Origin of the sequence: Streptomyces sp. NPDC002573, assembly GCF_042889625.1 — a bacterium.
Lineage (GTDB): Bacteria > Actinomycetota > Actinomycetes > Streptomycetales > Streptomycetaceae > Streptomyces > Streptomyces gibsoniae.
In genome coordinates this window covers 1-12,305 of record NZ_JBIARC010000128.1, presented here as the reverse complement: position 1 = coordinate 12,305, position 12,305 = coordinate 1, and the positions used below count along the sequence as shown (strand labels likewise).

The window sequence follows — 12,305 nt, the reverse complement described above, 5'->3', positions numbered from 1 at the left end:
TTCACCACCAAGCCAACCGAACCTGAACCGCAGATCACCCCACAACCGGAACCGAAACAGCTGCCGTGACTACACCACCCCGCGGGACATGACCCGCCGTCCGGCAGCGTCCATTTCAGTCCGAACCTGTCGTCTTTCGGCTGCTCCGTTCGGCCCCCAGTCTGGCCCCCAGTCCGTCACATCCTGACTCCCGTCAGCGACGGATCTGGGTGTCGTCAAATGTCACGCCTACATCACGGCCGCCTGGCCACGCACTGCGTTTCACGGGGTACGTCCGCGCGCATGCCCCGACGGGAGCAGCCCCAGGTCCTCCGGCTCGCAGACAAGGTGCCGCCCCTCCACGCCGTCCGCGTGGCACTCGCCGAGGCAGACAAGCCCTGCTGGGCAGTGAGTTGAGCTCAGTCGCGGACGATCGCCAGAACCTCGTCGCGCAGTCGGGCGACGGTTTCCGTGTCCGGCGCTTCCACGTTGAGCCGGAGCAGCGGCTCGGTGTTGGAGGGGCGCAGGTTCAGCCACCACTCGGCGGCGCTGATCGTCAGTCCGTCGAGCCCGTCGGTGACCGCTCCGTCCCGGCCGGCGAAGGTCTCGCGGACCTGGGCGAGCGAGTGCTGCTGATCACGGACAACGCAGTTGATCTCGCCGGAGGCCGCGTACCGCTTGTACTGGTCGACCAGCTCGGACAGCGGGCCCCGCCGGCCGCCGAGAGCAGCGATCACATGAAGGGCCGCCAGCATGCCGCTGTCGGCGAACCAGAAGTCGCGGAAGTAGTAGTGCGCCGAATGCTCGCCGCCGAACAACGCGCCGGTACGCGCCATTTCGGCCTTGATGAAGGAGTGTCCCACCCGGGTGCGGACCGGCGTGCCCCCAAGCTCGCGCACCACGTCGGGCACGGCCCTCGAAGTGATCAGGTTGTGGATGATCGTGCTCCCCGGGTGCTCGGTCAGCAGGCCGACTGCGATCAGGGCGGTGACGGCGGACGGCGAGACAGATTCACCCCGCTCGTCCACGACGAAACAGCGGTCCGCGTCACCGTCGAAGGCCAGGCCCAGATCGGCCCCGGTCTCCCGCACGCGGCGCTGCAGGTCGACGATGTTCTTCGGGTCCAGCGGGTTGGCCTCGTGGTTGGGGAAGGTGCCGTCCAGCTCGAAGTACATCGGGACGACCTCCACCGGGAGGTCACGGAAGACCGCGGGGGTGGTGAGACCGCCCATGCCATTGCCTGCGTCCACCACGATCTTCAGCGGGCGGATGGTGGAGACATCCACCAGGCCCAGGAGGTGAGCGACGTAGTCCCCGAGCATGTCCCGCTGGGTGACGGAGCCGGGCGCGCGATCGGTCGCGGGCAGCTGCAGGCCGGCGGACCAGCCCTCCACGAGTGTGCGGATCTCCCGCAGACCGGTTTCCTGGCCGACCGGTGCCGCGCCCGCTCGGCACATCTTGATGCCGTTGTACTGGGCGGGATTGTGGCTCGCGGTGAACATCGCGCCGGGACGCTGCAGGATGCCGCTGGCGAAGTACAGCCCGTCGGTGGAGCACAGGCCGATTTCGGTCACGTCGGCGCCGCGCCCGGCCGCGCCCTCCGCGAAGGCGCGTGCCAGCCCCGGGGAGCTGGGGCGCATGTCGTGTCCGGTCACGATCGCTTCCGCTCCGGTCGTCTCGACGAAGGCGGCGCCGAACAACCTGGCGAGGCCCTCGTCGAGCTGATCGGGAACAGTGCCGCGGATGTCGTAGGCCTTCACCAGGCCGGAGAGGTCAACGCTGGGCCTGTCACTCACTGTGCTTCTCCTTGTACGTCATCCATACGGCCGTGTCCTGCGGGACGCTTCGGCCGTCGACCGGTGCGCTGGACAGCAGCACCTCGGCGTCGTCGTCCAGTGGCAGCGGCTGCGCTCCGAAGTTGACCACGCACCGCAGGCCCGGCCCGCGTTCGAAGCCGAACCACTCGCCGCTGTCGGGACCGTCCAGCTTCAGCACCGTGTCCGCGGCCGGGTGAGCGCGTCGTAGCTGCAGCGCTCTGCGGTACAGCGCCAGCACGGAGTCCGCGTCGTTCTCCTGTGCCGTGGCGGTGAGTCCCGCCCAGTCCGCGGGCTGGGGGAACCAGCAGTCCTCGGGGACGGCGGTGCTGAAGCCGTACGGGGCGGTGGCACCCTTCCAGGGCAGTGGTACCCGGCATCCGTCCCGGCCGCGCTCGCGGTGTCCGGAGCGTTCCCACAGCGGGTCGCGCAGCCGGTCGTCGGGCAACTCGACCTGTGGCAGACCGAGTTCCTCGCCCTGGTAGACGTAGGACGCGCCGGGAAGGGCGAGCATCAGCAGGGCGGCGGCCCGGGCCCGGCGCTCACCGATCCGGCCGCCGCCGTAGCGGGTGACCGGCCGGACCGCGTCATGGCTGGAGAGCACCCAGGTGACCGGCGCGCCCACGGCCTGCATGGCGGCCACGGACTCCTCGATCACGTCGCGCATCGCCTTCCCGTCCCACGGGCACTCCAGGAACGCGAAGTTGAAGGTCTGCTGCATCTCGCCAGGGCTGACGTAGCGGGCCAGCCGCTCGCGTTCGAAGATGCCGGTCTCGGCCACCATCACCCGTTCGCGGGGAGGCACCGCGCCGGTGGGCGCGGGGTGACTGTCCAGCAGCGCACGCCAGTTGCGGAACAGCGGGTGCAACTCTTCCTGGTCGTAGTAGGGCATCAGGTGGTTGCGGTGGATGTCCTGGTGCTGGCCGGGGCCGGCGTCGGGCAGGCCCTCCGCCTTGAACAGGGTGTGGGCGACGTCGACCCGGAAGCCGTCCACTCCGAGGTCGAGCCAGTGCTTCAGGATGCGCTCGAAGTCGGTGACGACCTCGTGGTCGCGCCAGTTCAGGTCCGGCTGCTCCGGCGCGTGCAGGTGCAGGTACCACTCGCCGGGGCTGCCGTTCGGTTCGCCGACCCTGGTCCAGGCGGGACCGCCGAACGCGGACTGCCAGTCGTTGGGCGGCAGTTCGCCGTTCGCGCCGCGGCCCGGCCGGAAGACGTACCGCTGCCTGGCCCGCGAGCCCGGTCCGGCGGCGGCTGCCGCGCGGAACCAGGGGTGCTGGTCGGAGGTGTGGTTGGGGACCAGGTCGATCAGGACCTTGAGGCCCAGGGTGTGGGCCCGCTCCACCAGTACGTCGAAGTCGGCCGTGCTGCCGAGGTCGCGTGCGACCGCGGTGTGGTCGGCTATGTCGTAGCCGCCGTCGGCCAGCGGCGAGGGGTAGAAGGGCGTGATCCACACCGCGTCCACGCCCAGGCTCCGCAGATGTTCCAGCCGAGCGGTGGCACCGGGCAGGTCGCCTGTGCCGTCCCCGTCGCTGTCGGCGAAGGAGCGGGGGTAGATCTCGTAGCAGACGGCGTCCCGCCACCACGGGGCGGCAGTGTCCGTTCGGGCCGCCCCCGCCCGGGGGGGGGGGGGGGGGGGGGGGGGCGGGGGGCGGGGGGGGGGGGGGGGGGGGGGGGGGGGGGCGGGGGGGGGGCGCCCCCCCCCCCCCCCCCCGGCCCCGGCCGCCCCCCCCCCCGGGCACGGAGGTGGCGTCGTCCGGAGTTCCGGACATGGTCATCCGGCTCCTCCCGCGAACGAGGGGGACGGGATGGTGACGGGCAGTGTGCGGCCGGTCTCCGCGGACCGGGTCGCCGCCTCCGCCACCGCGACCGCGGCCATTCCGGCGTGGGCGTCGGCCACCGGGGTGGCGCCGTGCGCCGCGCAGTGCAGCAGGTCGGTCATGGCCGCCCGCACGCTCTCGGTGTAGACGTACGGCTTGCGTGCCTCGCCCCCCAGATCGATCACGCAGTCGACCCGGTGCGGGACCACCCGCGTGACGCCGCGGCCAGAGGCCGGATGCTCCGAGCCTGCGCCACGGGTCACCGACACCGTGATCCGCTCCTGCCCGTGCGGACGCAGGCCGGGGACCTCGAGGAGGCCGCCGGCCCGCTCGGGCAGCCGCTCCCAGCGGGCGGTGCCCGCCTCGTCGGTCCAGGCGGTGACCGTGGCGAAGGTGGGGATCCAGCCGGTGACCCGGGCTTCGGCGAAGCCGTAGTCCAGGCGCATCAACTGCCGTTCGGCGCGGTGGGCGTGGGTGAACGAGTGGGTGTGCGTGGCCACGGCGCCGCCGGGGTGGGTGGCGGTGGCCACCACGATGTCCACCGGGCCGCCGTCCCGGCGCACCGCCGTGCCCTGGACCGCGACCGGGTCGCTGCCCATCAGGGCGGCGGCGGCATCGAAGAAGTGCACGCCGTGCTCGATGTGGATGCCGCCGCTGTGGGCCGGGTCCCAGAACCAGTGGTCCGGGCCGAGGTTCTCGTCGGAGGCGTCGTTCTCGAAGGCGAACCTCCGAAGTGGGTCCAGCAGCCCTTCTCCGCCGAGCCGCTGGAGCAGCCGCAGGACCGGGTTGTAGCGCAGCACGTGATCGACGACGAAGACGCCGGGTGAGCGGTCCGCCTCCTCCTTGACACGTGCGGCGTCCTCGAGGCTGGCGGCGATCGGCTTCTCGCAGAAGACGTGCTTGCCGGCGCGCAGGGCCTGCACGGCCGCGTCCGCGTGAGCGGCCGGCGGGGTGGCCAGGACCACCACGTCGACGCCCGGGTGCGCCACCGCCTCCGCAACGCTCGCGCAGGCGGTGGCACTGTGCCGTTCGGCCAGCGCGGCGGCCCGGTCGCGGTCGGGGTCGGCGCAAACGAGGATGCGCAGTCCGGGGATGTCTCGCACCGCGTCCAGCACGTAGGCCCCGAAGCCGCCGCAGCCGATCAGTGCCAGCCCGAAGTCCGATTCGGGTACGGGTGTCATTCGGCGCGGTCCAGGCGGGCGACGCCGATGTGTGCGTCGGCCATGCCGTAGAACACGTACCGCACGCCGTCGACCTCTTCGATGGCGGTCGGGAAGACCACGTTCGGCACGGTGCCGGAGCGCTCCTCCTCGGTCTCCGGGGCCATGAGCGGCTCGGCGGTGCGGGCCAGGACCTGGGCCGGGTCGGCGGGGTCGAGGATCATCGCGCCGGCCGCGTAGTTGACCGTCTGCACCTGGGCGAAGGGGTCCTCGATGTGACCGGAGACACCATGGTGGATGAGGAGCCAGCCTTCTTCGACACGGATCGGGGCCGGGCCGGCACCGATCTTGAGGTCCTCCCAGGGGTGCTCGGACAGGGCGACGAGACGGTGGTGGCGGGGCCGGGTGAGGGCGCGAATGTCTTGCTTCACCTCGTCGACGGGGACGTAGGAGATCCAGATGCCGGGGCGCTCGTCGGTCACGCCGGCGGGCAGGTGGACGCCCTCGCCGGGGCGGAACCAGCCCAGGTCCCACATCGGCCGGTGCAGCATGGCGAAGTACAGGCCGCCGTCCGGGCCCGGCACGGGCTCGGGGAAGTGCACGACGTCCTTGTTGGGGAAGAGGTTGAGGTCGGTGTCCAGGTCGGGCTGGTACTCGAACTGGATCGGGCCGAGCCGCTCCCAGTTCACCAGGTCCTCGGAGACGGCGAGGGCCGGCTTGGGGCCGAGCGGGCCGTAGGCCACGTACGACATGACGTGCCGGCCCAGGGCCTCGATCCACGTGGTGCGGGGGTCCTCCACGCCGGCGTTGTTCTTGCCGCGCTCCCAGCCTTCGTCGGGCTCGAGGACGACGCCGCGGCGCTCCACACCGGTGGGCACACCGTTGTCGAGGGTCACCTCGGCGAACCCGACCCGGGAGACGTTGCCCTCGGCGACCAGTCGCGGCAGCAGGTGCAGCTTGCCGTCGGGCGTGCGGCCGGAGGCGGGGTTGAGCACGCCCTCCACCTCATTGGCCACGCCGGGCAGCGGCGACATGACGACGCCGACCCTGGTGAGGCGGTAGGGGATGGCGGTGGTGGTGCTGTCGTTCACAGGGGTTCAGCCCTTCGTAGCTGCGTCGATGTCGGTGGAGGTGAAGCGGCGTTGGAAGACGATGTAGAGCGCGACCGCGGGCGCCGCCAGTACGCAGGCCCCGGCGAGGATGGCGCCGAACGGGTTGGCCGCGGAGGAGGAGACGGTGCTGATGTAGTTGGCCAGGGACACAGCCAGGGGCTGCATGTCCTGCCGCTTGGTGACCAGGAACGGCCACAGGAACTCGTTCCAGGGGCCGGTGAAGCTGAGCAGTACCACCGTGAGCAGGGCCGGCTTGCACAGCGGCACCGCGATGCGGAACAGGATCTGCAGTTCGCCGGCTCCGTCCATGCGGGCCGCCTCGAACAGGGCGGGCGGCAGCTGCAGGAAGAACTGCCGGAAGATGAACACGGCGCTGGTGTTGATGGCGAAGGGCAGGATCATGCCCAGGTAGGAGTCGGCCAGGCCGTAGTCGCGGACAATCAGCACGTAGAGGGGGATCATCAGCAGCTGGAACGGGACGACCTGAACGAGCAGGACGAGGGCGAACGTCGAGCCCCGGCCGCGGAAGTGCAGGCGGGCCAGCGCGTATCCGGCGAGGAGTCCGAAGACGGTGGTGCAGATGATCACGCCACCGGTGAAGATTCCGGAGTTCACCAGCGAGCGTCCCAGCGAGATCGCCGAGTTGATCGCCGCGTAGTTGTGCAGGCTCAGGTTGCCCGGGTCGGGGAACGCCCCGGTCGGGCTGGAGTCCGGCTCCTTCTGCAGGGAACCGATGATCATGTAGTAGAAGGGGAACAGGAAGGCGAAGGCACCGATGAGCAGCGCGATCTTCGATCCGAGCGAACCAGAGCGCTTTCCCGGGACGTCCACCTTGTGCCGGCGCTTCCGGGCGGGCGGAGCTGTGATGTCAGTGGTCATCTCAGTCCCTTTCCGTGAAGCGGCGGTAGATGAGTGAAATGGCGGTGACCAGGATGACGAGGATCACGCCGATGGCGGCCGCCTGGTCGGGATGGCCCTGCTGAAGACCGCGCTGGTACATCAGCAGGACGGGGGACGTAGTCGCCCCGTCGGGGCCGCCGCCGCTGGTGAGCAGGTAGGGCTCGGTGAACAGGTTGGCGCCGGTGATCGTGGCGAGGATCAGAACCAGAAGGGTGGCGGGGCGCACCGCGGGGATCGTGATCGACCAGAACGTACGGAGCTTTCCGGCGCCGTCGAGGGCCGCCGACTCGTACAGCTCGTTGGGCACGTTCTGCAGTGCCGACAGGTACAGCACGATGAAGAAGCCCAGTTGCTTCCAGGCGACGAAGACCGCGATCATCGGCATCGCGAGGTGTGAGTTCACCAGCCAGGAGGGATCCGGTGCCAGTGGGCCGAGGGACCGGTTGACCAGGCCGTCGGAGTTGAACAGGAACAGCCACACACCCACGACCGCGACGCTGGCCGTGACGTAGGGGATGTAGTACGCCGTCCGGAAGAAGGAGCGAAATCGCAGCTTCTTGTTCAGTGCGCTGGCGAGGACCAGTGAGGCCACCGCCGTCAGGGGCACGTTGATGACGAGGAAGACGGCGATGTTCTCGAAGGAGCGCCACACCTCGGGGTCGGTGAGCACCGTAGTGTAGTTGTCCAGGCCCACGAAGGGCCGGTCGACCTGGACACCGGGGGCCGTGAAGAAGTAGTCGTGGAAGGACAGCCACACGGCGAAGCCGAGCGGATACACGAAGATCGCGGCCAGATAGAGCAGGTACGGCGAGACGAACAGCATGCCGATGGGCTGGTGCCCGCCGAGCCGCAACCGCCACGGCGGTCGCCGCCTCGCTGCCGTCCCTCCGGGCCCCGGGGCAGCGCGCCCGGGGCCCTGGGCGTCATGAGTGGTGGAGGACATGGCGGCGGGTCACTGCCCCTCGACGGCCAGCTTGTCGACCTTGGCGGCGGCATCCTTCAGGCTGCTGCCGAGGTCTCCCTTACCGAAGATGACGGCCTTGGTGTAGGCGTCGCGGAAGGTCTGCCAGACCTCGACCGAGTTCGGCACGTTCGGCGCTTCGATGGTGTGGTCAGCCTGCTCCGCGAAGGCCTCGTAGTCCTTGTGGGAGGCGAAGTACGACGGGTAGGTGGACTTGAGGTCCTGGCGCATCGGCATCTGGCCGGTCGCCTCGAGGAGCTTGCCGTCCTGCTCCTTGCTGGTGGCGAACTTCATCAGGTCCCAGGCAGTGCCCTTGTTCTTGCAGGCGGTGTACATGCCGATGGACTTCTCGTCGCTGAAGGTGCCCTTGCCGGCCGTGCCGTCGGCGGTCGGCACCGGCACGGCGCCCCACTTGACCTTGTCACCGTAGACGGAGACCGCCCACGGACCGACGGTGGCCATCGCGGCCTTGCCGTCGGCGAAGGCGTCCCCGTTGTAGGTCTCCTTCGGAGCCAGGCCCTCGGCGTACATGGTCTTCCACAGGCCGGCGGCCTTGATGCCCTCGGGCGAGGCGAACTGGGACTTGCCGTCCTGGACGAGCTGCTTACCGGTCTGCGCCGCCAGCAGCGGATAGAAGTCGAACCAGGACTGGTAGAACTCGGACGTCGGCGCGGGCCAGATGGCGGCCTTGGACACACCGCTCTTGACCAGCTTGCGCGAGGTGTCCAGGAAGTCCTGGTAGCTGGCCAGCTTGGGGTGCTCCGGGTCCAGACCGGCCTTCTTGAAGAGCTCCTTGTTGTAGAAGATCATCACCGGGTTGCTCTTCCACGGCAGCTGGTAGTACTTGCCGTCCGGGGACTTGTACTGGTCGAGGCGGCCGCCGACCCGGGACTGCAGGTACTTCTTGCCGTCGGGGAAGTCGTCGAGCGCGACCAGCCCGCCCTGCTTCTGGAAGCCCGGCACGGCCGCCGGAGCGGTGTTGAGGACCAGGCACGGCGCGTTGCCCGCGGTGATCGCCGCGCCGATGACCTCCTCGGAGCTCTTGCCGGCCGGGATCTCCTGCGCGCTCACCTTCTCCTTGGGGTGGGCGGCGTTCCAGGCCGCCACCATGTTCTTGCCCCAGGCGACCTCCTGCGCGTTGTTGGAGTACCAAACGGTGATCGGACCATGCGCGTCGATTCCCGCGCTGGCGGAGTCCGAACCGCCGCCGCACGCGGTCAGTGCCAGAGCCGCTGCCGGCAGCATGGCGAGGAGGGCCTTCTTCATTGGAGGTTCCGTTCCTTACTGAAGGGGAGTCGGTCGGCGGGAACGACGTCGCTGGGCTTTCGTCGGCCGCCTTGCCGGGGAAAGGGAAAGAAAGATCTGGGGACCGCTGTCACTGGCGGTCATCGACCCCCGCGGACGGGGACGGGGCCGGTCGAGCCCCGTATCACCAGCGCGGCCGGGGCCAGTTCGACGTCGCCTGCGGTGCCCTGCTCGATGGTCTCCATCAGCGCCTGGGCGGCGGCCCGGCCCCAGGAGGTGGGGTTGGCGCGGCAGGTCGTCAGCGGAGGACTGGTCCAGGACGCCAGGGGGACGTCGTCGAAGCCGACCACCGAGAGGTCCTCCGGCAGCCGCAGGCCCGCGTTCTGGGCGACCGCCATACCGGCCGTCGCCGACAGGTCGTTGCCGTACACGATGGCGGTGGGGGGACTGCTTCGGGTCAGCAGCGCCCGGGTCGCCTGAGCCCCGCCCTCGGCGGTGAACCCTCCGGGCAGTGACGTCCCGCAGGGCAGGCCCGCCTCGGCGAGCGCGTCCGCCCATGCCTGGCGGCGGCGCCGTGCGTGCACGAAGTCGTCGGGACCCGCCACGTAGGCGATGTCGCGATGTCCCAGTTCGATCAGGTGGCGCACGGCGTTGCGGACGGCGGGACGGTCGTCCAGGTTCACCGTCGGCACGTCGGTGTCCGCTTCGATCGCGCCCACGGCGACCGCGGGCAGACCGAGCTCCTTGACCAGTGCCGGCCGTGGGTCGTCCTGGCGCAGGTCTGTGAGGAAGACACCGTCGACCCTCCGATCGGCGGCAAGCCTGTGGTAGGTCTCCACCTCGTCGCCGGGACGGCTCATCTGCAGCATCAGACCGTCGCCGGTCTCGGATATCACAGCCTCAATGCCCGCCATGAACGCCGGGTAGAACGGATCGGTGCCGATCAGTTCCGGTTCGCGGGTCAGAACGAGGCCGACGGCACGTGTGCGGCCCGTGGACAGTGCCCGCGCGCTGCGGCTCGGGGTCCACCCCAGTTCCTCGGCCGCGGACCGCACGCGCTGCTGCGTGGTGAGCGCCACACCAGGGCGGTTGTTGAGAACGAAGGAAACCGTCGCTCGGGACACCCCGGCCAACTGGGCCACATCCGCAATCGTGGGACGACGGGCCATGCGCGCACTCCGGTTTCTGCCGCTCGGGAACACCTACGACTCCTGCACCGGTTCGCCTCTGCCACCCGGGTCCCACGACCGCGCCTGGACGGACGGCATGAGTTCCCGGAACAGAGGTGCTCCAGGGCTCAGCGCCAGAGGGCGAGGAGACAGCCGGAGACTTGAACCGGTTTAAATGGCGGTTCGTAGCTTCAGCTCCATCTGCCGTTCAAGTCAAGAGCCCGATAAAATCTCTCCCTTTTGATACCGTTCACACGAAATAGCCCATTTTTATAGATCGCGGCGATCGTCAGCCGCCGACATTCAGGAGGTCGTTGTCGGTGCCGCGCCCGCACGGACACCGGCACCACGCCACTGACGTACGAGCTGGCGAACCGCCGTGCAGCCAGCACCCGAAGCGGGTGCGCGTCGCTGGTGGATGAGGTGCTGGCGGAGACGGGCCGGGGGCAGCAGCGGAACCGGCTACTGCCGGTCCGACGGGTGGTCTACTTCGTGTTGGCGATGTGCCTGTCCTCCCGGCAGAGCCATGAGGAGGTCGCCCGGCTGCTGACCGCGGGTTTGTAGGGGGCGCGGCGTCGGCCTGCGTCGTGGGCGGTGCCCAGTACGCCGGCGATCTGGAAAGCCAGGTCTCGGCTGGGTGTGGCGCCGCTGCGGCAACTGTTGGCGCGTTGGCCGTCCGGCTGCCACACGGGACACTCAGGGTGCCTTCTACCACGGCTGGCGGCTGACCGCGATCGACGGCATCCCATGCGACTTGCCCGACACGAGCGCGAGCGTAAAGGCGTTCCATCGTCCTCCCCGCTTCGGGCGAGGGGAACAGGACGTCGGCTACCCACAGTTGCGCATGGTCGGCCTGGTGGAGTGCGGCATCCATGAGGTGACCCCCGGAGTGTGGACACAGGGGTTCATGCTGCGCGGGAGAGTCTAGCTGTCTGGTGGTGCTACTGTTCGAACTCCATTGGGGAGAGGTAGCCCAGCGCACTGTGGCGTCGGCGGGCGTTGTAGTAAGCGAGCCACTGGAAGATCTCCAGCCTTGCCTGTCGCATCGTCACGAACAGCTTCCCGTGCATCGTTTCTCGCTTGAGTCCCTGCCAGAAACTCTCGGCCAGGGCGTTGTCGTAGCTCGAGCCGACCTTGCCCATGCTCCTGCGAATGCCGTACCGGTCACAGACCCGGGCAAACGCGGCCGACGTATATTGGGCGGATTCAGTCGGTCGTTGCAACACCTCGTCCTCGGAGGTGTTGATGGGCAGGCCAGCAGGGTGGATGGCGGCGTTGACTGGACGGTCGCCGATGAAGTCCCCGGGTGCGCCGGCGCTTCGACGGGAAGTCGAACGTCAGTTCTGGCGGGAAATCGCGAAGGGGTTGCTCGCCGAGGAGGCGGCAGATGCGGTTGGCGTATCCCAGGCGGCGGGTTGCAGATGGTTCCGTCACGGTGGCGGCACGCCACCAATCGATCTTGCTCCGCAGTCCGGCCGCTACCTGTCGTTTCACGAGCGTGAAGAGATCGCGATCCTCAAAGCGCAGGGCATCGGAGTCCGGGAGACCGCGCGACGTCTCGGCCGCGATCCATCGACGGTATCCCGGGAACTGCGGAGCAATGCCGCGACCCGTGGCGGCCGACTGGACTACCGGGCTTCGGTCGCACAGGCGAACCCCGATGGCTACAGCGTTGCGCGGCTGTGTCGAGTCCTGGGCGTCAACCGCTCCACCTACTACTCGTGGCTCGCCGCGCGGCCGGCCGTCGCCGAACGGCAGTGCGCCGATGATGAGTTGGCCGGTTGCATTCGTGAGATCCACGCCGCTTCTCGTGGCGCGTATGGCGTTCCGCGGGTGCACGCCGAGCTGCGGCGCAGGGGCCACGACATCAACCGGAAGAGGGTCGAGCGGATCATGCGTGAGCGCGACATCCGCGGGATCACCCGCCGCCGGCGCCGCCACCTGACGAGGCAGGACGCCAAGGCAGCCGCGGCCCCGGACCTGGTCGGCCGTGACTTCACCGCCAAGAAGCCCGGCACGAAACTGGTCGGCGACATCACGTACCTGCCGACGATGATGGTGTCCCGCTGGTTGGTGCAGCCGATCACTGTGAGGGCGTGCGCCGGGACGTGTGCTCACGCGGGTTGCGCTCCCTGCCTGTGGAGCGGG

General features: G+C 69.4%; 10 protein-coding genes and 1 pseudogene. 2 read left to right on the top strand and 9 right to left on the bottom strand.

The genetic code is table 11. The annotated features are described in order from the left end of the window. Positions 1-398: 398 nt before the first annotated feature. From ACFYX0_RS44330 to ACFYX0_RS44295, 8 genes are all read right to left on the bottom strand, one after another. Positions 399-1,775: a phosphomannomutase/phosphoglucomutase gene (locus tag ACFYX0_RS44330; protein ID WP_388980625.1), complete on the bottom strand. Its 1,377-nt coding sequence runs from the start codon at positions 1,773-1,775 to the stop codon at positions 399-401. Then, the gene (locus ACFYX0_RS44325) at positions 1,768-3,348 is read right to left on the bottom strand and encodes a glycoside hydrolase family 13 protein (RefSeq protein ID WP_388980631.1); all 1,581 of its coding nucleotides are present in this window, start codon (positions 3,346-3,348) and stop codon (positions 1,768-1,770) included. The genes ACFYX0_RS44330 and ACFYX0_RS44325 overlap by 8 nt, the downstream gene beginning before the upstream one ends. A gap of 216 nt (positions 3,349-3,564) precedes the next feature. Further along, on the bottom strand, positions 3,565-4,791 hold the full coding sequence (locus ACFYX0_RS44320) for a Gfo/Idh/MocA family protein (protein ID WP_388980622.1): 1,227 nt from the start codon (positions 4,789-4,791) through the stop codon (positions 3,565-3,567). Next, entirely contained in the window at positions 4,788-5,804 is a 1,017-nt protein-coding gene (locus ACFYX0_RS44315) for a glycosidase (RefSeq protein ID WP_388980628.1), read from the bottom strand. The genes ACFYX0_RS44320 and ACFYX0_RS44315 overlap by 4 nt, the downstream gene beginning before the upstream one ends. Positions 5,805-5,867: 63 nt before the next feature. Continuing rightward, entirely contained in the window at positions 5,868-6,761 is an 894-nt protein-coding gene (locus tag ACFYX0_RS44310) for a carbohydrate ABC transporter permease (protein WP_388980620.1), read from the bottom strand. Position 6,762: 1 nt separating this feature from the next. Further along, positions 6,763-7,605, bottom strand: a complete 843-nt coding sequence (locus ACFYX0_RS44305) for a carbohydrate ABC transporter permease (protein ID WP_388980617.1) — start codon at positions 7,603-7,605, stop codon at positions 6,763-6,765. Between the two features lie 129 nt (positions 7,606-7,734). Further along, entirely contained in the window at positions 7,735-9,009 is a 1,275-nt protein-coding gene (locus ACFYX0_RS44300) for an ABC transporter substrate-binding protein (protein WP_388980615.1), read from the bottom strand. A 119-nt stretch (positions 9,010-9,128) separates the two neighbouring features. Continuing rightward, positions 9,129-10,157: a LacI family DNA-binding transcriptional regulator gene (locus ACFYX0_RS44295; RefSeq protein WP_388980612.1), complete on the bottom strand. Its 1,029-nt coding sequence runs from the start codon at positions 10,155-10,157 to the stop codon at positions 9,129-9,131. A 414-nt stretch (positions 10,158-10,571) separates the two neighbouring features. Here ACFYX0_RS44295 and ACFYX0_RS44290 point away from each other — a divergent pair, with 414 nt between their 5' ends. Further along, positions 10,572-10,721, top strand: coding sequence for a transposase domain-containing protein (locus ACFYX0_RS44290; protein ID WP_388980610.1), 150 nt, complete (start codon positions 10,572-10,574; stop codon positions 10,719-10,721). Between the two features lie 377 nt (positions 10,722-11,098). On the opposite strand, the pseudogene ACFYX0_RS44285 reads toward ACFYX0_RS44290, so the two are convergent. Then, positions 11,099-11,359, bottom strand: a pseudogene (locus ACFYX0_RS44285) (integrase core domain-containing protein); the annotation flags it as partial. A gap of 64 nt (positions 11,360-11,423) precedes the next feature. Between ACFYX0_RS44285 and ACFYX0_RS44280 the strand changes: the two are divergent. After that, a partial coding sequence (locus tag ACFYX0_RS44280) for an IS3 family transposase (protein WP_388980607.1) occupies positions 11,424-12,305 on the top strand: 882 nt, incomplete at its 3' end.

Coding starts and splice junctions, on each gene's coding strand:
- ACFYX0_RS44300 (WP_388980615.1), bottom strand. CDS start 9,009: ATGAAGAAGGCCCTCCTCGCCATGCTGCCGGCAGCGGCTCTGGCACTG.
- ACFYX0_RS44320 (WP_388980622.1), bottom strand. CDS start 4,791: ATGACACCCGTACCCGAATCGGACTTCGGGCTGGCACTGATCGGCTGC.
- ACFYX0_RS44295 (WP_388980612.1), bottom strand. CDS start 10,157: ATGGCCCGTCGTCCCACGATTGCGGATGTGGCCCAGTTGGCCGGGGTG.
- ACFYX0_RS44305 (WP_388980617.1), bottom strand. CDS start 7,605: ATGCTGTTCGTCTCGCCGTACCTGCTCTATCTGGCCGCGATCTTCGTG.
- ACFYX0_RS44315 (WP_388980628.1), bottom strand. CDS start 5,804: ATGTCGCCGCTGCCCGGCGTGGCCAATGAGGTGGAGGGCGTGCTCAAC.
- ACFYX0_RS44310 (WP_388980620.1), bottom strand. CDS start 6,761: ATGACCACTGACATCACAGCTCCGCCCGCCCGGAAGCGCCGGCACAAG.